Source organism: Verrucomicrobiia bacterium (genome assembly GCA_035765895.1).
Lineage (GTDB): Bacteria > Verrucomicrobiota > Verrucomicrobiia > Limisphaerales > DSYF01 > DSYF01.
The window spans coordinates 12,924-37,080 of sequence record DASTWL010000003.1; the positions used below are offsets into that span (position 1 = coordinate 12,924).

At 63.3% G+C, this 24,157-nt stretch carries 23 protein-coding genes and 1 tRNA gene; 14 read left to right on the top strand and 10 right to left on the bottom strand.

The window, feature by feature from the left end; translation table 11 throughout:
- Window positions 1-53: 53 nt before the first annotated feature.
- From VFV96_00255 to VFV96_00295, 9 genes are all read left to right on the top strand, one after another.
- Entirely contained in the window at window positions 54-776 is a 723-nt protein-coding gene (locus VFV96_00255; protein HEU5068828.1) for a PTS sugar transporter subunit IIA, read from the top strand.
- On the top strand, window positions 773-2,722 hold the full coding sequence (locus VFV96_00260) for a proton-conducting transporter membrane subunit (GenBank protein HEU5068829.1): 1,950 nt from the start codon (window positions 773-775) through the stop codon (window positions 2,720-2,722). The genes VFV96_00255 and VFV96_00260 overlap by 4 nt, the downstream gene beginning before the upstream one ends.
- Window positions 2,719-3,627, top strand: a complete 909-nt coding sequence (locus tag VFV96_00265) for an NADH-quinone oxidoreductase subunit H (GenBank protein ID HEU5068830.1) — start codon at window positions 2,719-2,721, stop codon at window positions 3,625-3,627. Before VFV96_00260 ends, VFV96_00265 begins: the two co-directional genes overlap by 4 nt.
- Window positions 3,624-4,265: a hydrogenase gene (locus tag VFV96_00270; GenBank protein HEU5068831.1), complete on the top strand. Its 642-nt coding sequence runs from the start codon at window positions 3,624-3,626 to the stop codon at window positions 4,263-4,265. Before VFV96_00265 ends, VFV96_00270 begins: the two co-directional genes overlap by 4 nt.
- Complete coding sequence (locus VFV96_00275) at window positions 4,262-5,704, top strand: proton-conducting transporter membrane subunit (protein ID HEU5068832.1); 1,443 nt, start codon at window positions 4,262-4,264, stop codon at window positions 5,702-5,704. Before VFV96_00270 ends, VFV96_00275 begins: the two co-directional genes overlap by 4 nt.
- A complete protein-coding gene (locus VFV96_00280) occupies window positions 5,701-7,182 on the top strand; it encodes a hydrogenase (protein HEU5068833.1) in 1,482 nt (493 codons plus the stop codon). The genes VFV96_00275 and VFV96_00280 overlap by 4 nt, the downstream gene beginning before the upstream one ends.
- 12 nt (window positions 7,183-7,194) lie before the next feature.
- Window positions 7,195-7,989: a 4Fe-4S binding protein gene (locus VFV96_00285; GenBank protein HEU5068834.1), complete on the top strand. Its 795-nt coding sequence runs from the start codon at window positions 7,195-7,197 to the stop codon at window positions 7,987-7,989.
- Window positions 7,990-8,168: 179 nt separating this feature from the next.
- The gene (gene icd, locus VFV96_00290; GenBank protein HEU5068835.1) at window positions 8,169-9,437 is read left to right on the top strand and encodes an NADP-dependent isocitrate dehydrogenase; all 1,269 of its coding nucleotides are present in this window, start codon (window positions 8,169-8,171) and stop codon (window positions 9,435-9,437) included.
- A 162-nt stretch (window positions 9,438-9,599) separates the two neighbouring features.
- A complete protein-coding gene (locus VFV96_00295; protein HEU5068836.1) occupies window positions 9,600-10,379 on the top strand; it encodes a GNAT family protein in 780 nt (259 codons plus the stop codon).
- 159 nt (window positions 10,380-10,538) lie between these two features.
- Here VFV96_00295 and VFV96_00300 read toward each other — a convergent pair whose 3' ends face one another.
- The 3 genes from VFV96_00300 to ilvD all read right to left on the bottom strand — a co-directional run bounded on the left by VFV96_00300 (window position 10,539) and on the right by ilvD (window position 14,649).
- Complete coding sequence (locus VFV96_00300) at window positions 10,539-11,318, bottom strand: NAD(P)H-binding protein (protein HEU5068837.1); 780 nt, start codon at window positions 11,316-11,318, stop codon at window positions 10,539-10,541.
- A 544-nt stretch (window positions 11,319-11,862) separates the two neighbouring features.
- Window positions 11,863-12,810: a hypothetical protein gene (locus VFV96_00305; protein HEU5068838.1), complete on the bottom strand. Its 948-nt coding sequence runs from the start codon at window positions 12,808-12,810 to the stop codon at window positions 11,863-11,865.
- Window positions 12,811-12,897: 87 nt separating this feature from the next.
- The gene (ilvD, locus tag VFV96_00310; GenBank protein ID HEU5068839.1) at window positions 12,898-14,649 is read right to left on the bottom strand and encodes a dihydroxy-acid dehydratase; all 1,752 of its coding nucleotides are present in this window, start codon (window positions 14,647-14,649) and stop codon (window positions 12,898-12,900) included.
- A 122-nt stretch (window positions 14,650-14,771) separates the two neighbouring features.
- On the opposite strand from ilvD, the gene VFV96_00315 reads away from it, so the two are divergent.
- From VFV96_00315 to VFV96_00325, 3 genes are all read left to right on the top strand, one after another.
- Window positions 14,772-17,081: a tetratricopeptide repeat protein gene (locus VFV96_00315; GenBank protein HEU5068840.1), complete on the top strand. Its 2,310-nt coding sequence runs from the start codon at window positions 14,772-14,774 to the stop codon at window positions 17,079-17,081.
- An 83-nt stretch (window positions 17,082-17,164) separates the two neighbouring features.
- Window positions 17,165-18,346 carry an LptF/LptG family permease gene (locus VFV96_00320; protein ID HEU5068841.1) on the top strand — a complete coding sequence of 394 codons (1,182 nt, stop codon included), beginning with the start codon at window positions 17,165-17,167 and terminating at the stop codon, window positions 18,344-18,346.
- Window positions 18,347-18,413: 67 nt separating this feature from the next.
- A complete protein-coding gene (locus VFV96_00325; GenBank protein HEU5068842.1) occupies window positions 18,414-18,950 on the top strand; it encodes a TlpA disulfide reductase family protein in 537 nt (178 codons plus the stop codon).
- A gap of 17 nt (window positions 18,951-18,967) precedes the next feature.
- Here the strand turns inward: VFV96_00325 and VFV96_00330 are convergent, their stop codons facing one another.
- From VFV96_00330 to VFV96_00360, 7 genes are all read right to left on the bottom strand, one after another.
- Complete coding sequence (locus tag VFV96_00330; protein HEU5068843.1) at window positions 18,968-19,750, bottom strand: SDR family NAD(P)-dependent oxidoreductase; 783 nt, start codon at window positions 19,748-19,750, stop codon at window positions 18,968-18,970.
- An 82-nt stretch (window positions 19,751-19,832) separates the two neighbouring features.
- A complete protein-coding gene (locus tag VFV96_00335; protein ID HEU5068844.1) occupies window positions 19,833-20,297 on the bottom strand; it encodes a hypothetical protein in 465 nt (154 codons plus the stop codon).
- A gap of 51 nt (window positions 20,298-20,348) precedes the next feature.
- A tRNA-Ala gene (locus VFV96_00340) sits at window positions 20,349-20,424 on the bottom strand.
- Window positions 20,425-20,536: 112 nt separating this feature from the next.
- The gene (locus tag VFV96_00345) at window positions 20,537-20,845 is read right to left on the bottom strand and encodes a hypothetical protein (protein HEU5068845.1); all 309 of its coding nucleotides are present in this window, start codon (window positions 20,843-20,845) and stop codon (window positions 20,537-20,539) included.
- Window positions 20,842-21,240 (bottom strand): phage holin family protein, encoded by a 399-nt coding sequence (locus tag VFV96_00350; protein ID HEU5068846.1) that lies wholly within the window; start codon window positions 21,238-21,240, stop codon window positions 20,842-20,844. Before VFV96_00350 ends, VFV96_00345 begins: the two co-directional genes overlap by 4 nt.
- Window positions 21,241-21,243: 3 nt before the next feature.
- Window positions 21,244-21,537: a DUF883 family protein gene (locus tag VFV96_00355; protein ID HEU5068847.1), complete on the bottom strand. Its 294-nt coding sequence runs from the start codon at window positions 21,535-21,537 to the stop codon at window positions 21,244-21,246.
- A gap of 339 nt (window positions 21,538-21,876) precedes the next feature.
- Window positions 21,877-22,308: a response regulator gene (locus tag VFV96_00360; GenBank protein ID HEU5068848.1), complete on the bottom strand. Its 432-nt coding sequence runs from the start codon at window positions 22,306-22,308 to the stop codon at window positions 21,877-21,879.
- Window positions 22,309-22,515: 207 nt separating this feature from the next.
- On the opposite strand from VFV96_00360, the gene VFV96_00365 reads away from it, so the two are divergent.
- Together VFV96_00365 and VFV96_00370 are read left to right on the top strand one after the other, a co-directional pair.
- A complete protein-coding gene (locus tag VFV96_00365) occupies window positions 22,516-23,487 on the top strand; it encodes an XdhC/CoxI family protein (GenBank protein HEU5068849.1) in 972 nt (323 codons plus the stop codon).
- The gene (locus VFV96_00370; protein ID HEU5068850.1) at window positions 23,423-24,148 is read left to right on the top strand and encodes a DUF1326 domain-containing protein; all 726 of its coding nucleotides are present in this window, start codon (window positions 23,423-23,425) and stop codon (window positions 24,146-24,148) included. The genes VFV96_00365 and VFV96_00370 overlap by 65 nt, the downstream gene beginning before the upstream one ends.
- Window positions 24,149-24,157 lie beyond the last annotated feature (9 nt).

The window sequence follows — 24,157 nt, forward strand, 5'->3', positions numbered from 1 at the left end:
TCTCTCGATCCGTGGCCCTCCGTGGCTGCCCACCGGTTGGATTTTCCAGGGCCATGTTTACGAACCACGTTGCTTCCGCCGTCATGTATCTAAACCTCATCCAGATTGCCGAGTCGTTCGGTGTTTCGGAAAAGGTCGTCGAAGACTGGATCCGCAAGGAGGGGCTGCCATCCACGCCGGATCGTGGCCGGCTGTTGTTCGACCGCGGGCAAGTGGCCACGTGGGCCGCTTCGCGCGGTCTCGCGGCGCAGGCGGGGTTCCTCGCGCCGGGAAGTCCGGTCATCACGGCCGGCTGGCGGCTGGAATCGTTGCTGCGCGCCGGTGGCATCTGGCGGAACGTTGAGAAGGGCGCCGTGACTGATGTGTTCGAGAAGATTGTCTCCGTGCTGCCGGGCGCAACCCCGCCGATTCGGCAGCTCCTCGCCCGGCGTCTGCGCGCCCGGGACGGCGTGACGTTTGCACCGGTGGGGGGTGGATTTGCCCTGCCACATCCGAGCATGCGCGTGGCGCTGGGGCGTGATTCCGGCGTGGTGGCGCTGCTGCTCCTGCGCGAACCGCTGGAACTGGCGGAACCGGCGCCCGACGACGAGCCGGTGACACGCTTGATCTTCTTCATCGCGCCCTCGCCGCGCGCGCATCTTGATTTGCTGGGCCGGCTGAATCGCGTGCTGGCGAGTGGCCCGTTGCGGGAACTGGTGATGCGGGGCGCCCCGGATTCGGAGATTTTTCAAGCACTGACAAAGGCCGAGGGGGCGGGCCGGGAGGTGAAACTGTGACTCCGGGCGTGTTGTTGTTGATTGCGGCGTGCGGCGTGATCGCCGGGCTCGTGCTGGGCCCCTGGCGGCCGCGATTGTGGCTGGCGCTGACGTCGGCGGGCGCAATTGTGGCGCTGGTCGCGGCACTGTGGGTGCTCGTGGGCGCGACGGATTGGGAATGGCGCAGCGGGTTTGCCGTGGCGGGCGAACCGCTGCACCTGCGGCTCGACGGCCTCAGCGCATTTTTCCTCGTGCTGCTCAGCGTGGTGGGCGGCGCGGGCGCGGTTTATGCCCGCGAGTATTGGGCGGACCAACAGCATCCGGATTCGGCCGGTCGCGGGCGGCTGGCCTGGAACGCCATCAGTTTGAGCATGGGGGGCGTCCTGCTCATATCAAACGGACTGCATTTCCTCATCGCGTGGGAACTGTTCGCCATCAGCGGTTACTTTCTGATTGTGCTGGAACGCCAGCGGCGCGAGGTGCGCACGGCGGGCTGGCTGTATCTGGCGGTGTCGCACGCGGGAACACTTTGCCTGTTTGCCTTTTTTGTCGCCCTGGCGGCGCGCACCGGCAGTTGGGAACTCGGCCCGCTGCGTGCGCATGCGGAATTGGCGCCGCTGTTTTGGCTGGCACTCGCCGGATTTGGAGTGAAGGCAGGCCTGTTTCCGCTGCACATCTGGCTGCCCTCGGCGCACGCCAACGCGCCGAGCCATGTCTCGGCCATCATGTCGGGCGTGGCGATCAAGATGGGGCTCTACGGGATCATCCGTTTTGGCGGCTGGCTGCCGGTGCCGCCGGCGGCGGGCGGCGTGGTCATCGGGATCGGCGCGGTCACGGCCCTGCTTGGCATTGCATTCGCCTTTGCCCAAAACGATCTCAAACGGCTGCTCGCGTATTGTTCGGTCGAAAACGTCGGCATCATCGCCATCGGCCTCGGTGGGGCGCTGCTCGGCGTGCGGCACGGGGATGCGCCGTGGGGCCGGCTGCTGCTGGCGGGCGCATTGCTGCACGTGTGGAACCACGGCGCGTTCAAGGCGCTGCTGTTCCTCGGCGCGGGCTCGGTGTTGCATGCCACCGGCACGCGCGAGCTGAGCCGGCTCGGCGGACTGGCCCGCGTGATGCCCTGGACGGCGGGATTGTTTGCGCTGGGGGCGGCCGCGATTTCCGCCCTGCCGCCGCTGAACGGCTTCGTCAGTGAATGGCTGCTGTATCTCGGCCTCTTCGACGCGGCGGCGAGCCGGAGTCACACGGCCTGGGCGGCGATGCCCGCGGTGATCGCGCTGGCCACGGCGGGGGCGCTGGCGCTGGCCAGTTTCGTCAAGGCATCCGCGATGATTTTCCTCGGCGCGCCGCGCACCGAAGCGGCAGCGCACGCCCACGAATGCGGCCCGTGGATGCGCGGGCCGATGCTCGCCCTGGCGGGCGCCTGCGTCGGGATCGGCCTGGCACCCTGCGTGTTCTGGCCGGCGGTGGCGCGGGCGGTGGGCGCGTGGAACCCCGCGTGGGCCGGGGCCGAAATGCCTGCGCCGCTGTTCACCTTGAGCGCCGTGCAGTTTGCCCTGGCGGGGCTGTTCATCGCTGGCGGAACGTGGTTGTGGCGGCGGGCGCGCGCCAATGGACTGCGGCGGGCGTTGACGTGGGATTGCGGTTACGCCCGGCCGACCGCGCGCATGCAATACACGGGCGGGTCGTTCGCGGGCATCGCCGGCGGATGGTTTGCCTGGATTCTGCAGCCCGAGCGCGCGCTGCGTCGGCCGCGCGGCCCGTTCCCCGGGCGCGCGAGCCGGATCGAGCGCGTTCCCGAGACCGTGCTGGAACGCGGCATCGAGCCGGCGGGGCGCGTCGTGATGCGCGCGTCCGCGGCCGTGCGCCGGTTGCAGCACGGGCGGTTGCAATTCTACATCCTTTACCTCGCCGCCGGGGTGGCGGTGCTCGCGATGCTCGTCTGGTTGGAGGGAAGACCATGATCGCAATTCTGGAAATCATTCTGCGCCTGGCGCTCTGGCTCGTGCTCGCGCCGCTGCTGCCGGGCATCATCAACAAGGTGAAGGCCTGGGTGGCCGGGCGAAAAGGCCCGCCCGTGCTGCAACTCTATTACGACCTGGCGCGCCTGTGGCAAAAGGGTGTCGTGCTGAGCACGCTGGCGTCGCCGGGGTTCATCGCCGGTCCGGCGGTGGCGTGGGTGGCGCTGGTGGGCGCGGCGTTGTTGCTGCCGCTCGGTCCCGCCGGGAGCGCGCTGAGTTTCCGGGGCGACGTGCTGCTGCTGGTTTACCTGTTTGCCGTGGCGCGGTTTTGCACCGCGTGGGCCGCGCTGGAAACGGGCTCCGCCTTCGAGGGCATGGGCGCGGCGCGCGAGGTGAGCTACGCCGTGCTGGCCGAAGCGGCGCTCATCACGGGGATTTTGTCGCTGAGCGTGCAGACGGGCAGCGTCACGCTGGCGGCGATGCTGTCACAACCGGTGGGAGCAGGCGCCGTGCTGCTGGCCGCGGGCTTGTTCGCCGTGCTGCTGGCGGAGAATTGCCGCGTGCCCTTTGACGATCCGAACACGCACCTGGAACTGACGATGATCCACGAAGTCATGGTGCTCGATCACAGCGGGCCGCCGCTCGCGGCGGTGTTGCACGGGGCGGCGGTGAAGCTGTTGCTCTTCGCCGTGCTGTTGAGCCAGGCGGTGTTGCCGTTGAACGGCCTCCCGCCGTTGCTGGCCGCCGTCACGCTGGGGGCAGCCGTGCTGGTGGTGACCGTGGGCGTGGGCTTGGTGGAATCGTTGCTCGCGCGGTTCGCCTTCCGCCGCGTGCCGCTGCTGCTGACGACGGCATTTTTGCTTTGCCTCTTCGCCCTGCTGCTGGCGTGGAAAGGCGGCGCGACATGAACACAACAGTGAATCTTTTGATCGGCCTCGCGATGGGGCTGAATCTGCTCGCGCTGGGCAGCAGCCGGCTGCCCTCGATCATTCGCGCCATGTCGGTGCAGGGGATGGCGCTGGGGTTGCTGCCGTTGCTGCTGGAACACGAACTCGACTGGCGGGTGGTGGCGGTCGCGCTGGTCACGGTGGCGGTGAAGGGGTTTGTGATTCCGCAGCTGCTGCGGCGGGCGATGCGCGCGGCGAACATCGAGCGCGAGGTCGAACCCTTCATCGGTTTCGTGCCGTCGCTGTTGCTCGGGGCCGCCGGGACGGTTGCGGCGGTGGCGGGCGCGCGGGCGCTGCTGTTGCTGCCGGAGCATGCCGGCACGCTGCTGGTGCCGGGCGCGCTGGCCTCGATTTTCACCGGGCTCATCCTGCTCGTGGCGCGGGCGAAGGCGATTTCGCAGGTCTGCGGTTATCTGATCATGGAAAATGGCATCTACCTGTTCGGGCTGCTGCTCATCCACTCGACGCCGCTGCTCGTCGAGTCGGGCATTCTGCTCGACGTCACGGTGGGCATCTTCGTGACCGGCATCATTGTGGACCGCATCCAGCGGGCGTTCGACTCGCTCGACACGCGCAAACTGACGGTGCTCCGAGAATGAAAGAACTCTTGCTCATCATCGTGCCGCTGGCGGGCGCGGCGCTGGCCGCCCTCTGGCCCGGCGAGCGCACCCGGCCGTGGCTGTTGCCGGCGGTCGGGTTGGTGCATTCGGTGCTGGCGTTCTGGCTGCTGCTGGAACCGCCGCGTGTCGCGCCGGATGCATGGCTGGCATTCGATCCATTGGCGCGGGCGGTGTTGCCGGCGGTGTCGTTGTTGTTCCTCGTGTGCGCGGCCTATGGCGTGTCCTACCTGCGCATCCGGGCGGAGCGGTCCAACCGCGTGTTCGTGGCGTCGCTGCTGGCGATGCTGGGGTTGCTGAGCGCCGGTCATCAGTCGCGGCATCTGGGGTTGCTGTGGATCACGACGGAGGCGCTCACATTGACCGCGGTGCCGCTCCTGCATTTCAACGGCACGGCGCGCGCCTTTGAAGCGACCTGGAAATACCTGCTCGTCGGCGGCACGGGCATCGCGATGTCGCTGCTGGGCTCATTTTGCCTGGGTTATGCCTCGCTGTATGGGGGCGGGACGGGCGACCTGACGTTTGGCGCGATGATGGCCCAGGGCGCCGGCCTGTCGCGGCCCTGGGTGCTGATCGCCTGGGTGCTGTTGCTGGTTGGCTACGGAACCAAGATGGGCCTCGCGCCCATGCACACGTGGAAGCCCGATGCCTACGGCGAAGCGCCGGGCATCGTGGGCGCCATGCTCGCGGGCGGCGTCACCACCGTGGCGTTTACCGCCTTGTTGCGCGTGCGCGCCGTGGTGGACGCGGCGGGAGCCGGCGCCATCGCCGACCGCACGCTGCTCGTCATCGGGCTCTTTTCCGTGGTGGTGGCGGCGTTGTTCCTGCTGGGAACCCGCGATTTCAAACGGATGCTCGCGTATTCGAGCGTCGAGCACATGGGCATTCTGGTCATCGGCGCCGGGCTCGGCCGCGCGGGAGTGTGGGCGGCGCTCTTCCATGTCTGGACGAACTGCCTCACCAAGGGAACGCTGTTTCTGAGCGCGGGCAACATTCGGCGGGCGGCGGGCGCGCGCACCTGCGATGAAGTGAGCGGCATGGCGGTGGTCACGCCCCAGTCGGCGGCGCTCTTCGTGGCCGGTCTGTTCGCCGTCACCGCGTGTCCGCCGTTCGGCCCGTTCTTCAGTGAACTGCGCGTGCTGCGCGCGGCGATCGAAGGCGGCCACTGGGCCGCGACGGGTGTGTTCCTGGGCGGACTCCTGTTCGCCTTTTTCGGTCTGACGCGGCTGGTGTTTGCCATCGTGGATGGCCGGCCGCGCACGCCGGCCCGGACGGGCGGCGCGCATCTCCGTGAAAGCATCGGCGTCATCCTGCCGCCGCTGGCGTTGCTCGGCTTTTCCCTGTGGCTCGGCCTGGCGACGCCGGCGGTGCTGCGCGACGCCTGGACGGCGGCTGTTGCCCAACTTTTCCCCGCGTCATGAGCACCACCTCGCCCTTTGCCCTGCTGGCCAATGCCACGAGTCTGCCGTGGGCCGATGTGCCCGCGTGGACGGTGGCGGAGTTCGTGCGCCGGACCGCGGCGGAACTGGCGCGCGGCGCGCGGCTGTGCGCGTGGTTTGGTGTGCCCGATCACGACGCCGTGCGGCTGGTGGCCGTGCTCGCCTTTGACGCCGACAACACGCTGGCCGTCGGGCGCAGCGCGCCGGTGACGGGCAGCTACCCGTCCCTCACCGTGATGAATGCGCAGGCGCATCTGTTCGAGCGCGAAGTCTGGGAACAGCATGCGCTCGTGCCGGAAGGCCATCCCTGGCTGAAACCCGTGCGACGCAGTGCCGGCACGGCGCCGGCGAACGGCGATTTTTTCCGCGTGGACGGGCCTGAGATTCACGAGGTCGCCGTCGGGCCGGTGCATGCGGGCGTCATCGAACCGGGGCATTTTCGTTTTCAATGCGCCGGCGAGGAAGTGTTGCACCTGGAGATCGCGCTGGGCTATCAGCATCGTGGCGTGGAGGAGGCGCTCGTGGGCGGACCGCATCTGGCCACGATGTGCCAGATGGAAACGGCCGCCGGTGATTCGACCGTGGCGCACGCGACTGCGCACGCCTCGGTGATGGAAGCGCTCGCCGGCACTGAGGCGCCGTTGCGCGCCCAATGGCTGCGGGCGGTCGCGCTCGAACTGGAGCGGCTCGCCAACCACACGGGCGACCTGGGCGCGCTGGCGAACGACGTCGCCTTTCTGCCCACGGCCTCGGCGTGCGGCAAACTCCGCGGCGATTTTCTGAATCTCACCGCGCTGCTTTGCGGCAACCGCTTCGGCCGTGGCTTGGTGCGGCCGGGCGGCTGCCGCTTCGACCTCGAACCCGATCGCGGCGCGCGAATGCGCGAACGCCTGCGCCCGGTGCTGGCCGACACTGAGCAGGCCGCCGTCTGGTTGTGGGACGCCGCATCGGTCCGGGCACGTTTCGAGAATGTGGGCAAGGTGTTTGCCCGACAGGCCGCCGAAATCGGCCTGGTGGGCCTGGCGGCCCGGGCGTGCGGGCTGGTGCGCGACGTGCGTTATGATCATCCGGCGGGCTGGCATCGCTTTGCGCAGATGCCCGTGGCGGTGTGGCCCGATGGCGACGTCTTTGCGCGGGCGCGGGTGCGCTGGCTGGAAATTCAACGCTCGGGAAAATTTCTTGAAGAACAACTCGCGGTGCCGCCCGAGGGCGGGGTGCGCATCGAACCCGGACCGCTGGCCGGCGACACCCTGGCGGTGGCGCTCACGGAAGGCTGGCGCGGCGAGGTCTGCCACGTGGCCTTGACGGATGCCGGGGGCCGGTTCCGCCGCTACAAGATCGTGGACCCTTCGTTCCACAACTGGACGGGCATGGTGCTGGCGCTGCGCGGCCAGGCGATCTCGGATTTTCCCATCTGCAACAAGAGCTTCAACCTCTCGTATTGCGGCTTCGACCTCTAACCCTGCCCACCCATGTTCGTCCTCAATACTCTTGCCCACCGGCTTCGGAACGGTTGCCAGACGATGGCGTATCCTGACGGCCCGGCTCCGGCGCTGCCGGACCGCCACGGTGGGGCCCTGCGCGTTGAGGCCGCAAAATGTGCCGAGGGGTGCCGCGAATGCGTGCCCGTCTGCCCGACGCAGGCCATCACGCGTCCCGCGGGCCGCGCCGTCTCATTGGATCTGGGCCGTTGCATTTTTTGTGCGGCATGCGTCGAGGCGTGTCCAGCCGGAGCCATCACGCAAACCGGCGACCATCGCATGGCGGGACGGCGGCGGGAAGACCTTGTGCTCGGCCGTCCCGGCGACGAGCAGGTCCGGCTGGCCGTGGCGCTGGATGGAAAACTTCGCAGGCTGTTTGGCCGTTCGCTGCGCTTGCGTCAGGTCAGTGCGGGCGGTTGCAACGCCTGTGAGGCCGACACCAACGTGCTGGGCACCATCGGCTGGGATTTGGGACGTTTCGGCATTCAATTCGTTGCCTCACCCCGGCACGCGGATGGGTTGCTCGTTACCGGGTGTGTGAGCCGCAACATGGAACTCGCCCTGCGCAAGGCTTACGAGGCCGTGCCGGAGCCCAAGATTGTCATCGCGGTCGGCGCGTGTGCCATTGCAGGCGGACCGTTCGTTGGCCATCCCCAAATTCGGGAGGGCGCGTCGGCGGTGGTGCCGGTGGACTTGTTTGTCCCGGGCTGTCCGCCCCATCCGCTGACGATTCTTGACGGCTTGTTGCGGTTGTTGGGGCGGTTGGAGGAATCAGCTGGAAAGTGATGGCCGGCTGGGGCGATGCCCCCGTTCCCGCTGCCCAAACCGTGGGCGGCTCGTTGAACGACGGCCAGGCAAACCGATTTGGGCGTTTTCTTTCCTTGTCTGGACGGGCGGCAAACGGTTTTCTTAACCCATATTTTGACGCGGCAATCGTAAATCTGACATCGTAACTCATAAATCTCATGGCCTATACAACATGCACCGTCCCCAAGGGCGGCAAAATTTCGATCCAAAACGGCAAACTGAACGTCCCTGATCAACCGATTGTTCCCTTCATTCGCGGCGACGGCACGGGGCCGGACATCTGGGCGGCCTCGGAACGCGTGTTTGATGCGGCCGTCGCGAAGGCCTACGGCGGGAAGCGCAAGATTTCCTGGATGGAAGTGTTCGCCGGCGAAGCGGCGTTCACCAAGTTCAACAACTGGCTGCCCGACGACACCGTCGAGGCGTTCAAGGAGTTTCTGGTCGGCATCAAAGGCCCGCTCACCACACCGGTCGGCGGTGGCATCCGCTCGCTGAACGTCGCGTTGCGCCAGCTGCTCGATCTCTACGTCTGCCTACGCCCCGTGCAGTATTTCCAGGGGGTGCCCAGCCCGGTGAAGCATCCCGAAAAAGTGGACATGGTCATCTTCCGTGAGAACACCGAGGACATTTATGCAGGCATTGACTTCGAGGCCGGCAAGGAGGCCGCAACCAAGACCCTCGAATTCCTCAAGGCCGCCTTCCCGAAGGAATTCAAAAAAATCCGCTTCGGCAACGAGGCGGCAGAGTTCGTTGGCGTCGGCATCAAGCCCGTCAGCAAGCCCGGCACGGAACGTCTCGTGCGTTCAGCCATCCAATACGCCATCGCCAACAAAAAGAAGTCGGTGACGATTGTCCACAAGGGCAACATCATGAAATACACCGAGGGCGCCTTCCGCGACTGGAGTTACGCGCTCGCCAAGAGCGAGTTTGGCGCGGTGGAAATCGACGGCGGTCCGTGGTGCAAGATTCCGGAAGGCAAACCCGGCGCGGGCATCGTCATCAAGGACGCCATCGCCGACATCACGCTCCAGCAGGTGCTCACGCGGCCGACGGACTTTGATGTGATCGCCACGTTGAATTTGAACGGGGACTACTTGAGCGACGCGCTCGCGGCGCAAGTCGGCGGCATTGGCATCGCGCCCGGCGGCAACATCAACTACCTCACCGGGCACGCCATTTTCGAAGCGACGCACGGCACGGCGCCGAAGTATGCCAACAAGGATGTCGTCAACCCCGGTTCGGTGGTGCTCTCCGGCGAAATGATGCTGCGCCATCTCGGCTGGACCGAGGCGGCTGATCTCATTCTCAAGGGCCTGAATGGTGCCATTGGCTCAAAGAAGGTGACCTATGATTTTGCCCGCCTGATGGAAGGCGCCACGGAAATCAAGTGCTCGGCGTTCGGCGACAACATCGTCGCCCACATGTAAGGGCGTCCCCGTCGGCAAGCGGATGATTACGCACAGCGGCCTCTTCGCGGGGGCCGCTGCTTCGTTTTTTGTGCGGGGTGATTCCTCTTGCACCCTCAAAGTGCGGCGCGATACTCCCGGACAATCTGCATCAAGTTCGCCACGGCATAGCCACACCACATAATGACGCGCCCATCCAAAGACAAGACCGCCTCGCAACGCCAGCGCGACCAGATGCTCAAACTGGTGGCCAAGGGATTTTACAACGAGCTGGTCAACTACGGCGTCGAGAAGGGCGAAATCCTGCGCGTGGCGTCCCACCTGCTCGACAACCTCATGGCCCAGCAGCAGAAGCCCGGTGACGGCGCCGACCATTACAGCGATCTCTTCACGCTCAAGACCGTCCGGGACGAATGGCCCGGGCAACGGCAGCTCAGTGTGCAGCACGTCACGCTCCGGCCGCTCCGGCTCGAACTCATTCCCCAGGTGGCGGCCTGGCTGGACGCTCCCGGCGTGCGCGAAAGCTTTGTGCCCGCCTTTCCGGACAGGGCGGAGGAACTTCAGCGTTATTTCGCCCATCCCACCCGCGAATATTTCGGCATCTATTTTGAAGAACGTCCGGTGGGCATTGTGGGCGCGGAAAACATCGACCCGGCGGCGGGCAAGCTGGAGATGAAAAAGCTCGTCGGCGAAACCGGCCTGCAAGGGAAGGGCGTGGGCAAGCGGGCCACCTTCGCCTTTCTTTACTACGCTTTCATGATTCGCGATGTGAACAAGGTTTACATCCACTCGCGCGACATCAACCTGCGCAACCTGAACCTCAATTCACGGTTCGGCTTCGAACTCGAAGGCGTCTTCCTCGAAGACCTGAACATCGGCGGCAAACGCCAGGACGTCGTGCGCATGGCGTTGTTCAAGCCGCTGTGGCAGCAGATTTTTGCGGGCGACGGCGCGCCGGCCTGAGGTGTGCATCTTTGCGGGCTGCTGCTGCCACCATGTCCTCCGCTTCGGATGCGCGCCCCCGCATCCGGCAGGCGATGCCGAAGAGCAGCGGGTGATGTTCGTTGAAGGTTCCTATCACGAGGCGCGCTTGCGGCCGATGGATTCCAGCTCGTCTGCGGGTCACATAGTGACGCGGACGGATGTTTGCGCTTTGAGGCCCTCAAGCCAGTCACGAAAATGTATTTTGCCGAGGCGCAGGTTCGCACCGGGTGTCGGCGTCAAACTCTGGTCGTTGATGACCGAACCGAAATACGGCGCCTGCGGGTCGGTGACGACCGTGCGCGTGTCGCCGGTGGCCTGGAACAGTTGCCGCGCCAGTTCGTCCTGGGCGATGGCTTCCGGTCCGGCGAGCTCGACGATGCCGTTGACGGGTGATCCCACCGCGAAGTCCGCCACGGTCCCGGCGACCTCTTCGGCGGCGACGGGCTGCATGAGCGCGGCGGGCAGGGTGGTCGTCTGGCCCTGCGTTGCGACGTCGGCAATCCCCTTGGTGAACTCGAAGAACTGCGTGGCGCGGACGATGGTGAAGGGCAGGCCGCTGGCGCGAATCAGGTTCTCCTGCACGAGCTTTGCGGCGAAGTAATAGTTGTCCGGCAGGCGGTCCGTGCCGACGATCGAGAGCGCGACGTAATGCTGCACTCCGGCGGCCTTTCCGGTGGTGATGAGATTGCGCGTGGAATGCTTAAAGAACTCCCGCACCGCCGCGGGGGCGAAGGACGGCGAGTTCGCCACGTCCACGACCACCTGCGCACCGCTCAGGGCGGCGGCCAGACCTTCACCGGTGATGGCATTGACGCCCCGGGAGGGTGAAGCCGCCACGGCCTCGTGTCCCTGCTGTTGGAGGCGCGCCACCACCTGCCTGCCGATGAGTCCGCTGCCGCCAATCACCACGATCTTCAGTTTCTTTGTCATAGTCTTGTTTGCATTGAACGTTCGACCGTCAGCAATCCAGACGATTGAACCCTTGGCGGTGTGACAAAACGGGGAAAATCCATTTACGGGATGGGAAGGGCCAGTCGGTTCACCCAATGATGTCCGGGTCGGCCCGGACGGAGCCTTGTCGGGCGGAAGGATGGAATCCCGGCCTACTCCCCCCAGGAGAAGGAGAAACGCTCCCAGCTTTTGCCGCCAACCTGTGGCCAGCTCGGTTCAACCGTTTGCGAGCAGCCTATCCCGAAGGGATTGAGTCATTAAGCCCAGGGTTGGAGCGGAGCGACTACTTTGGGCGGGCGTGAAAAGGAAATCACAACCCCAATGGGGTTGCAGCGGGGAAATTGGGGATTGTTTGGTGGCCGTGCGCCAGAACCAACCCCTTCAGGGTTGAGGTAATGTTTGGGGCGTTGACCCAGGGTAGCGCGTGCCGCGCAACCCTGGGCTGAAGGATGGAATCCCGTTGGGATTCAAAATGGCTGGGGTGTGTCACGCGGCGAGAACCGGGCTAAAATTAGCTGATCACGTTTGACACAATTGCCGAGAGGGATGACCACCGAATTCGTTCGATGGACGGCTTTCTGAACACGTTTTTGCAAATGTGTGACCAGTCATATCTAGATACTCCTTTACTGCTTGCGTAGATGCTTCTTTTAGGCGTGTCAGAGATTTCTGGAAACCCCAATCGTTCCATGTTTTTAGAATGATAACCAAACCCAAGAAACACAAAATTGTCTGATGCTTTGAGCAAACTGCGGGCTGCAGAGAATGCAGCGGTCTTTGTGTTTGCCTCAGAAATGACGACGATACTTTTTGACGCCAACTTTATTCTTTCGTATTGGTCAGGCCGTTCCATCGACATCCAGTGTAGGTGTTCACCCTTATACTTTCCGAGCGTTCCGTGCGGATGGACAACAAACTCCTCGGTTAACCATTCGGCGGCCTTTGACCTGCTGACGCGAAGATTGTTTGCAATCACGCCACAAAAATAGCACTCAAAAGTTCTATCATAATTGAAGGTCACCACCCTCACCCTTTTCTTTTTCAGTGCCGACCATGAGTTGCAGTTTAGAGACTGCCAGAGAGACTCATACCAGTGATCTCTGGGATGATTTGGAGGAAAAAGTTTTTCTTCGTTCTCTTTACCATCTAAGGCCATGGCCATGGCTATTTTTCCAACCGTCATCCAGGTGGGACGCTTTTCAAGAAAGGAATCCACGGTGGAAATTGCTGACATTTGTAAGTCAGCCCGAAATCCCCGAAAGTCCTCTTGTGAAATATTAAATTGCTTCAGCAGTTTCAGATTTGAATCCGTTGTCCGAATCTTTAATACCAAATCCCGCAATTCACGCCCAAGCGGCAAGCCATAAGGTTTGCTTGCCCCAGCCCCAGCTATTATGACAGTCGACTCGGAAGCAGAGTTTGATTGATGTTTTAGCATCCGATCCAAACTTGCTTTCAAGTTCGCATCTGTCACGGATCTGCTCGAGACCATGTCTGCGTATTCATCTAGGGGGGTGCGAGATGGAGGGCGAGCGCGCACAAAAATTTACAACTTCAAATCCTTATCCGTCACCGCACCTTCGCTGGCGCTGGTGACGTGGGCGGCGAATTTGGCGAGCACGCCGCGCGGGTAACGCGGAGCAGGTTTCTTCCATGCTTTCTTGCGCTTGGCCAGTTCCTTCGCGGACACGTCGAGGGTGAGCGTGCGTTTCACGGAGTCGAAGATGATTTTGTCTCCGTTCTTCACGAGGGCGATCGGGCCGCCGACGTAGGATTCCGGCGTCACGTGGCCGACGACGAAGCCGTGGCTGCCGCCGCTGAAACGTCCGTCGGTGATGAGGGCGACGTCTTTGCCGAGGCCTTTGCCCATGATGGCGCTGGTGGGGGCGAGCATTTCACGCATGCCCGGTCCGCCTTTCGGTCCTTCACCGCGGATGACGATGACATGGCCGGCCTTCACCGTGCCGTCGAGGATGGCTTTCAGCGCCTTCTCTTCGCCTTCGAACACGATGGCTTTGCCCGTGAAACCCGTGCCTTCCTTGCCGGTGATCTTTCCGACCGCGCCTTCAGGGGCGAGGTTGCCGTAGAAGATGACAAGGTGGCTGTCCTTCTTGATGGGGTTGTCGAGCGGGCGGATGATCTGCTGGCCGTTCGGATAGGGCTGCACGTTGGCGAGCGTTTCGGCCATGGTTTCGCCGGTGACGGTGAGGCAATCGCCGTGGAGCAATCCGGCGTCGAGCAGCGTCTTCATGAGCGGACGAATGCCGCCGATGGCGACGAGCGCGCTCATGCTGTATTTGCCGCTGGGCTTGAGGTCGGCGAGCACGGGCACGCGTTTGCCGATGCGCGTGAAGTCGTCGATGGTGAGCTTCACGTTCGCCGCGCTTGCGATGGCGAGCAAATGCAGCACGGCATTGGTCGATCCGCCGAGCGCGATGACAACGGTGATGGCGTTCTCAAACGCCTTCTTCGTGAGGATGTCGCGGGGACGAATGCCCTTGCGGAGCATGTCCACGACGGCGGCACCGGCGCGGCGGCAATCATCCATCTTCGCGGGGGAAATGGCGTTTTGCGCGGAGCTGTTGGGCAGGCTCATGCCGAGCGCTTCAATCGCGCTGGCCATGGTGTTGGCGGTATACATGCCGCCGCAGGAGCCCGGCCCCGGAATCGCGCAGGATTCGACCGCGTGCAGTTCTTCGTCGCTGAGCTTGCCCGCAGCGTGTTGACCGACCGCTTCAAAGACGGAGACGATGTCGAGCTCCTTGCCTTTTTCCAGCGAGCCCGCGGGCGGATTGGTCAGGCAGCCGGGCAGAATCGTGCCGCCATAAACGAACACGGCGGGGCGGTTCATGCGGGCCATGCAGATCAGTGCGCCGGGCATGTTCTTGTCGCAACCGCCGATGGCGACATAGCCATCCATGCCGCCGCAACCCACGACGGTTTCGATGGAGTCGGCGATGACTTCGCGCGAGACGAGCGAGTATTTCATGGCTTCGTTGCCGTTCGAAATGCCGTCGGAAACGGTGATGGTGTTGAAGATGATCGCCTTGCCGCCGCCGGCGTTCGCGCCTTTCTCGGCTTCGAGCGCGAGCTTATCAATGTGCATGTTGCACGGCGTGACGTTGCCCCACGTCGAGGCGATGCCGATGAGCGGCTTCTTGAAATCTTCCTCCGTGAAGCCGACGGGATAAAGCATGGAGCGGGCGGCAGCGCGGTTTGGTCCGTCCAGCAACGGGCCGGAAAAGGGCCGGAGGTTGATGTTGTTGGCAGTTTTGGCGGAACCAGATTTCTTTTTCATCGGGCGCGCAGTTTCATCAAAAATCACGATGGGAGCAAGTGGGCACATCGCGGAGGCGGGCAATAGGTGGCTGCGGATGAATCCAGCTTGAGCCGGGTCCGCGTTGCAGGACAGAATCGGGCGTGTCTCGCAAATCCACACCGGCGGCCGCCCGTTTGCCACGCGCCGTGTCCAACGGGCTGTTGCTCGTTGCCGTGCTCGGGCTGGGCGGTGTGATTTGGTGGTGGTCGCAACGTGGCGCCCGCCCAAAAGCGGTCGGGAAGCACGGAAGTTCGGCGTCAGCCTTCCACCTCGAAAATGCCACGAACGTGTATGCCGCCTACGGCGGTTCGGCCAGCTGTCAGGAGTGTCATGCCGAGGAATACGACGCCTGGAAAGATTCACATCACGGACTGGCGGAACGCGCCCCGCTCGCGGCTTTCGATGACGCGGCCTTCGTGCCCGGACGCACCTTCCATCACGGCACCCAGCAAACCACGGTGGGGGCCGCGGGCGGCCGGTATCAACTCACCACTGTGGGATTGCGCGGCAGCAACGAAACGTTCGCCGTGCAACGCGTCATCGGCGTGAATCCGCTGCGACAGATGCTGGTGGCCTTTCCGGGCGGGCGGTTCCAGGCAACCGAGGCGGCCTGGGATCCGCGTTCCAATCAATGGTTCAACGTCTATGGCAACGAGGACCGGAAGCCGGGCGAGTGGGGCCATTGGACCGGTCGCGGCATGAATTGGAATTCGATGTGCGCCGAGTGTCACAACACGCGTTTGCGCAAAAACTACGATGCCGCCACGGACACCTACCACACGACGATGGTGGAAAGCGGCGTTGGTTGTGAATCCTGCCACGGACCGATGAAGGCCCACAACGACTGGCAGCATGCGAACAAGGGCAAGGGAATGACCGATCCGACCGTGCGCAAGATCACGCGCGAGCAGATGTTCGACACCTGCGGCGACTGTCATTCGCGGCGGGCGGAAATCACCGGTGACCCGAAACCCGGCGACAGTTATTGGGATCATCACCTGTTGTCGATCGTGGATGAATCGGATTTGTTCTATCCGGACGGGCAGATTCATGACGAGGACTACGAGTTCACCGCGTTTCTCGGCAGCCGGATGTATAACAAGGGCGTGCGGTGTGTGGATTGTCATGACTTTCACACGATGAAGACGCGGCTGCCGGGGAACCTGTTGTGCCTGAGCTGTCACGCCGTGGGCATGACCAACGCGCCCAACATCGAGCCGGAGAAACACAGCTTTCACCAGGCCAGCAGCGCGGGAAACCTTTGCGTGAACTGCCACATGCCGCAGACAGTTTACATGCAGCGCCACTGGCGGCACGATCACGGGTTCACGATTCCCGATCCGTTGCTCACCAAGCAATTCGGCATCCCCAACGCCTGCGAACGCTGCCACGCAGACAAGGGAACGGATTGGAACCTGGGCTGGGTGGAAAAATGGTATGGCACGAACATGAACCGTCCCTACCGACAGCGGGCGGAAACCACGGCCCGGGCCCGGCTCGGGGACGACGCGGTGCGCGGTCCCTTGCTCACGATGCTGGCGCACGATGATTATCCGTATTGGCGCGCCGTGGCGGCGAACCTCCTGCAACGCTGGGTGGGGCAACCGGACGTGGCCCGCGCCCTGGTGGTGCAGTTGCACGACACCAACGCGCTGGTCCGTCAGATGATCGTGCAATCGCTCGGGACGCTGGCCGAGGCCGGCCGCACCGACATGGTGGCGACGGTGCAGGCGCAGTTGCAGGATCCGTCCCGCAACGTGCGCATCGAGGCGGCGCGACACCTCGGCACCACGTTGGACACGAATTCCCTCGCGGGCTCCGAATATCTCTTTTTCCTCGATCACATCAGTGACCAGCCGCTGGGCCAGATGCAGGCCGGCGTGTTCGAGTTGTTGCGGGGCAACCCGACGAACGCGCTGGCGCATTTTCAAAAGGCCGCAAAATGGGATCCGTATTCAGCCGGCATCCGGCATGAACTGGCCATCGTGCTCAGCCAGTTGGGGCGCGTGGACGACGCCGTGGCGGAGCTGGAAACCGCCGTCAAGCTGGAGCCGCGCAACGCGGAGTTTCACTACAAGCTGGCGCTGGCGTTGAACGACGCCGGCGCCGTGGGCCGCGTCCTGCCCGAGCTGGAGCAGGCCGTCAAACTGGACCCGCAACACGTTCGGGCATGGTATAATCTCGGCCTTGCCCGCAGCGGTCGTGGCGATGACGCGGGCGCCGTGGAGGCGCTGGTGCGGGCCGAATCGATTGACGGCTCCGATCCGCGCATTCCCTACGCCCGGGCCACGGTGCTGGCGCGGTTGGGCCGGCTGGCCGAGGCGCGGCGCGCGGCGCAACGCGCGTTGGAACTGGCTCCCAACGACAGCGCGGCGCGCGCCTTGTTGCAACAACTGGGCGATGTGCCGTAGCGCTTCGGCCGGGAGGGGGCCATGATTTTTATTCTCTCCCGCCGGACATTTGCTTTAATCCCGGCGCCAGACCGAAGTCCGGTGTGAAAACGCTTCATCTCTACATTCTCCGGCAGGTGATCGCCACGTTGCTTATGACGGTGGTGGTGTTCACCTTCGTGCTGCTGTTGGGCAACGCGCTGAAGCAAATCCTGGATCTCATCATCGCGGGGCAGGTGACGGTGGGAGTGTTTACCCAGGCCGTGGGCCTGCTGGTGCCGTGGATTTGGGCGTTCGCGTTGCCCATGGGCATGCTCACGTCCACGCTGCTGGTCTTTGGGCGTTTCAGCGCGGACCAGGAACTCACTGCGGTCCGCGCCAGCGGCATCAGCTTGATTTCGCTCGTGACGCCGGTGTTGCTACTGAGCCTCGCCATGTGCGGCGTCAGCACGCTGGTCAACATGGAGATCGCGCCGCGCAGCCGCGTCGCTTACAAGAATCTCCTGCTTCAACTGAAGGTGGATTTGTCGTCGGTGGTTCTGCCGGAGGGACGTCCAATCAAGGACTTTGAGAAAAACGGCTACATATTTTATGTCGGCAAGAACCGCAACGGCCAGTTGCAAGACGTCACAGTGCTGTTGCTGCCCGACAAGACCAATGTCACCACTACCATTAATGCCCCCCGTGGACAGGTCTTGATCGATGGAACCAACCAGCAACTGCGCATCAAGTTGTTCGACGCACAGTCGGTCATGTTAAACGGGGGCAACGTTCAGAGCATGCTTTTGGGGCAGGGTGACGTGGAGATCGGCCCCATCGATCTTCAGCCCAAGGCCAAACAGACGGAAAAGCCCAGCATCAGCAACATGACCTTCGAACAATTGCGGGCCGAGTTGCGTGATGTGGAGCAGCATTTCAATCTGGCGCCGGACGCGTCGCTGTCCCGGGAGAAGCTGCGCGAACTCAAGGCGCAAATCCAGAAGGCCCGTGACGATTTCACGACGCCGATTCGCGTGCAGTTGCACCGGCAACTGGCGTCGTCCTTTGCCTGTTTTGGTTTTACGTTGCTCGGGATTCCGCTCGGCATTCGCGTGCACCGCCGTGAAACCAACGTGGGCTTCTTCATCGCGCTGATTTTGGTCATGGTTTACTACGGCCTGCTGCTGGTCGGCGCCGGGCTGGACACCCGCCCGGAGTTTGCGCCGCAAATCATCGTGTGGGTGCCAAACTTTCTTTTCCAGGCCATCGGCGCCGTGCTGCTCTGGCGGGCCAACCGCGGGATCTGAACTTTTCCGCATTGACCGCGCGGGCGGGAGGCGTTGTATTCAAGCAACCTCAAATCATTCCAAGCACATGAAAACTCTCTGCTGTCTTGCGGTTCTCGTGGTGTTGCTGCGCGCGGGCAATGTCCACGCGGATGAACTGGCATCCGCCGGTGAAGGCGATGCCGCGCGGCGCGCGGAACTGGCGCCGTTGGAGGGGCATGTGGCACCGGCACTGCAGGTCACCAACTGGGTCAACGGCAGCGCGACCAAGCTGGCGGATTTGCGTGGGAAAATCGTGGTGTTGGATTTTTGGGCCACGTGGTGCGGCCCCTGCATTGCCAGCATTCCGCACAACAACGCGCTGGCCGCCAAGTTCAAGGACCGGGGGGTGGTCTTCATCGGCGTCTGCCACCCGCGGGGTGGTGACAAGATGGCCGAGACGGTGAAGACGAAGGATTTGAAATACCCCACCGCGTGCGACGCGGACGGGACCACCATCAAGGCCTACCACGTGGACAGTTTTCCGGATTACTACATCATCGACCGCCAAGGAAATTTGCGGCTCGCCGACTGCCGGAACGATCAGGTCGAAGCGGTGATTGAAAAGCTGCTCAAGGAACCCTGAAGCCGCGTGCCGGTGAATCAGCCCGCCGTCCGGCGGTGGATTTTGTGCATCGCCGCCTGGTCCGTCGGCTTGATGATCATTTCGTCAATGTTCACATGCGCCGGCCGGCTGGCGACCCACAGCATGGCTTCGGCAACATCTTCGGCCGTCAGCGGGTTCATGCCTTCATAAATCTTCGTGGCGCGGGCCTGGTCCCCTTTGAAACGCACGTTCGCGAACTCGGTGTGCGCGGCGCCGGGATCGATGGTGGTGACGCGGATGCCGGTGCCGTTCAGTTCCAGCCGCAGCACGCGCGTGATTTGCAGTTCGCCGGCTTTTGCGGCGCAATAGACGGCGCCGCCTTCGTAAGCCACGTGTCCGGCCGTCGAGCCGATGTTGATGATGGAACCGCCTGCCGCGTGCCGGAGCAGCGGCAGCGCGGCGCGGGTCATGCGCAACACGCCCAGCACGTTGGTCTGGAGCATGGCTTCCCAGTCTTCATCCTTGCCGTCGGCAACCGGATCCAGTCCCAGCGCGCCGCCGGCGTTGTTGATCAACACGTCCAGTTGAGGAGTGATGGACTTCACCCAACGCACGAATTCCTGAACGCTGGCCGTGTTTGTCACATCGAGCGGATGGCACGATGCGCTTGCCGCTCCGGCCTCGCGCGCGATGCGGGTGACTGTTTCCAAACGGTCGGTCCGGCGTGCGCCGAGCAACAGGTGGGCGCCGGCGTGTGCGAAAACCTTGGCCGCCGCCGCGCCGAAACCGCTGGAGGCGCCGGTGATCAAAACCCATTTGCCATGCAAGTTGGTGCTCATGCGAAGATGTCGATTTTCCGCCCGCAGCGTAACGCACGGGGTTTCGATTTGGGAAGTTTCATTCGCGCCCGCCGGCGGGATGCTACCGGAGGCGCCGGCTTGAACCGTCCGCCTGGACTTCGATTGCCTGCGTGCCGTGCCAGGGAAATTCGTTGCTCACAATGGTCAGCGCGCGCGGCAGCATTTGAATGTCCACGCCGCCCACGTGCAACACCACGGTGCCGGGCAGAAAGGTTGTGTCCTGGAAGATGCATTGCCCGACGGGAACATCAAAGGGCACGGGCCGCGGCTGATTAAAGGCCATTTCCGTGCGCGACAGGGGGGCGTTGGTCACAGGCGCCGCGAACTGAATGACGACGGGGCCAAGCTTCAGGCTTGGCTCGCTGATTTCCAGCGTCAACCGGTGGTCGGCATCGACGGTGAACGCGGTCTGCCACGGCGCGTCAACGGTGCGGCGGCTTTCAATGAACCAGTAACCGACGACATACAAAGTCAGGGCGGCGAGGAAGGCGATGAGCAGGTGTCGTGACAGCCGGTCTCGGTTCATGGATAAACGCTTGGGACGAAAGAAGGAGTTTGAGCAACGCAACGGGCGGTTTGGTGGAGCCGACAGGAATCGAACCTGCGACCTTCTCATTGCGAACGAGACGCTCTACCAACTGAGCTACGACCCCACAAAAACCACCCGCACAAGGTGCGGCGAACGGCCAGACTATGGTGGGAAGCGCCGCGCTTAGGCAAGATTAAAGGCGGCGTCAGGCGGTAATTTTGGGACGGGCTGCCGGGTCAGATCCCGTCCGGGTCCGGTCCGGCAGTAGCGGGCTTTTTCCGTCGCCAAAGCATCCAGGCGGTTGTGGCCAGGCTTAACACGGGACGCAACAGGCGCAACGCCCCACGGCGCTCGCCGCCGAGCGAGCGCCCGGCCAACAGGCCTGCGACCGAAAGGGCGGGCACGAGCCACGAACTGAATTGCCGTGCGCTTTTCAAGGCCTGGTCAAACTGCACGGTTGCTTTCCGGATGTTCTCCGCCTCGGCGCGGAGCACCATCCGGTTCAGCCCGCTTTCAAGAACGAGCGCCTTTTTCTGTTCGCTCAACTCTCGGAATGCTTTTCCTCCAACCATTCGCGATCCTTTCGAAGCTCAGCCCGGGTGGCTGGAAATGCGGTCCAGTTTTTCAGCCTGGCCTGCAAATACCAGACGGCGGCGCCCGTGACGCCTAAATACAGCAACGTCATGATGATGGCGGCCGCCAGCCGGTGCTCTTCTCCTACGGCGAAGAGAATCGTGAAGGTCAGCATGATGAGCGACAACAATCCGAAGCCGATCACCAAACCGACCAGCAAAAGCAGCCCCGCCAGCTTCATGCCCTCTTCCTGTAGCTCAAGGGCAAGCAACTCGGCGCGATTTTGCACAATCGCCGCCACCGTGCGGAGCAACTTCGCTGCGGAGGCGATTACTCCTGGCGGAGAATCGTCTGGAGTGTTGGCCATCGTTTAGCGGCGCGCAACCAGCACGCCAATCAGCAGTCCAACACCAAAGGAAATCCCGATCGATTCATACGGATGGGCGCGAATGACCTTGTCCGTTGCCTTGGCGGCTTCCACCGTTTTATCCTGCAACGTCAGGCACGTGCTTTTGGCCGATTCCAGCGCGCTGGCCAGACGGCTGCGCACTTCGGCCACCTTATCGCTGGCCTGACCGGCGGTGGCCTTTAGAAGATCTTCCGCGTCCCGCATCACGACCTTGAGATCACTGCTGAGTCTCTGATTTGCTTCCTGTGTGGTCATGTTTGTCCTTTCCATTCAGATGGTTTTTGCCTGCGGTTCCCACGGTGGCCGTGATGGCCGGCGGAGCCGCGGCGGTTGTCTCATCTTTCCATTATGTCCATGGGCCTCCGATTGTGAGGTCAGGTTGTCACTGCCATCGCGGGATCGTGCCGCCCGACCTCCAGGTTTGAGAGTCACCGTGACTGCTCCCGTGCCCGGGGCACCTTCGCCCTTTGGGCGGCGCGAAACAATCGGTTGTCTCCTGATAGCGCGTGGGCGCTTCGCGGAGACGTCTGCGCCAATCGCTTAGGCCACGTTCGAAACCCGGCAGGGAAAATGATGCGAATAGTCTGTCAGGATTCAACCCGGCGCGCTTTGCTCCTGCACCAGTTGGTCGATGTAAGTGAGCCAGCGCAGTCCCACGAGGATGCGCGCCCGCAGTTCGACGGGGTTGTGCGGCTTGATGAGGTAGTCATCGGCGCCGCTGGCGAGGCCTTCCTCGATTTCGGGAAGGTGATTCATCGCGCTGCGCAGCACGATGTAACAATACGGCATCAGGTAATCCCGACGGATGTTCTGGGCCAGTTCCAAACCCGACATCGAGTCGCGAAACCGGCGGTCGGTGATGACGATGCGGGCGGGGTGTTGCTGAAAAACCGGCCAGAGTGATTCCGCGCTGGGGAAGGAGCGGACGCGGAAACCGTCCAGCACGAGCGTGTCTTCAATGTGGGAACGGTCTTCGGACTGGCGGATGGCCAGATAAATCAGCGTGTCTCGGGGCACGGCTGTCATGGCTCAAGGTTGCCGGCGCAAAGCCGTCGTTGGACGAGCCGGTGCGACGGACGACTGGGATTCGTGAGAGTGATAGCCCCGGTGGGGGAGGGAAGCAATCTCCTTTGTGCCATTCAACTTTGTCCGGGGGCGGTGCGCGGTTGCGTGTGCCTCGCGCATTGCCAATTGTCGGCGGTCACCTAAATTGCCCGCCAGACATCAGCCACCATGAATCGCTTCTACGAGGAACTCGTCCGGGCGGCGACGGCCGGCACGCCCTTTGTGCTGGCGTTGATAGCGGGCGTCAAAGGTTCCAGTCCGCAACGGCAGGGGGCGAAGGCGCTGTTCTTCGCTGATGGTCGCGTGGTGGGCACGCTGGGCGGGGGATGTCTCGAAGCGGAAGTGCATGCCCGGGCCCGCAAGGCATTGCAGACCGGGCAGCCAGCGCGCTTTGAAATGGTTTTGGATCACATCTTCGGTTGGGACGATGGATTGATTTGCGGCGGCAGCGTGCATGGTCTGATCCTTCCCCAGGCGGCGGGCGCCGTGGAAATCTGGCGAATGGCGGCGGCAGCCGTCGAGCCGCGTGAATGGGGCGTAACCAAGGATTATTCCATCGACTGGGTTGGCAACGAGGCGGGCGTCGACTGGTTGTATCGGGAAACCGTGGCCGCGCCGCCCCGCTTGTGGATTGCCGGCTCGGGGCACGTCGCGCAGGCGGTGGTTCCGTTGGCGCTGCAACTGGAGTTTGCCGTGACGGTGTTCGATGACCGGCCTGAGCTGGCGAATCACCAGTGGTTTCCGCCGGCGACCGAACTCCGGGTGGGCGGCTGGCATGAACTCTTGAAGGTGCCGTTGCCGGCGCAGCCGACGTATGGTTTGATCGTCACCCGCGGCCATCAACACGATGCCCTGGTCCTGTCGGAATGGATTCACCGGCCGTTCGTTTTTCTGGGCATGATCGGCAGCCGCCGCAAGGCCCGGTTGATTCGTGAACAATTCCTCCGGCAGTCGGTTGCAACCGTGGAGCAGCTGGATAAAGTATCCTGTCCGGTCGGCCTCGACATCCGGGCGCGAAGCACGCCGGAAATCGCGGTCAGCATCCTGGCGCAATTCATCCAAAAGCGAGCCGAACATGTCAGCGACAAAGAACCTCTTCATCAGCCTGTGTCTAAGCCTCAGCTGGCTCGCGGCGTCTAGCACGCTCGCGGGACAACCGCAGGGAAAACTCATCGAACTGCATTCCTGCGAAGTTTACGCGGGTGCATGCACCGTGTCCGGGCAGGTCACCTTGAGCGGTCGCCACGTGCTGCAAATTTGGGATGTGACGGCCGGGGACTGGCAGGGCGTCAACCTTGCCGGCCTGCGATTTGCGGTATTGGCGGCGGGCCGGGAAAATCTGGCGGCGGAAAACTCGCATGCCGATCAGGCGGTTGTTTATCTGCCGGACCAGGCCAGCCACGTCCAGCAACGGGCGCTCGTGGACTGGGTCAAGACGCGCAATCCACAACTTGCGGCCGCGCATCTGCAGACGCGCGTGGTGCCCATCTCGTTGACGAGTTCTACCAACGGCGCCGCGTTCCAGGCCGGTGCCTTTGTCGCGCTCAGAACGGCTGCGTTGGGCAACTGTGAGAACCGGGTTTGCGGCGAATCGCTCTGGTATCAGCCCAGCACGCCGACTTCCGTTTTCACCGTGGCGCTGAACGAGAGCTCGACGATTCAGGAGCCGCTGATGAAGCTGACTTGGGAGGACTTTGGGAAACGCAGCGTGTTCGTGGCCCGCTTCGGCGTCACGGAAACGGCCAGCAGCCACTTCGTTCAGTCTTCCGACTGGTGCGGTGCGTCGGGCGTTCTTTTTTAGATGCGACCC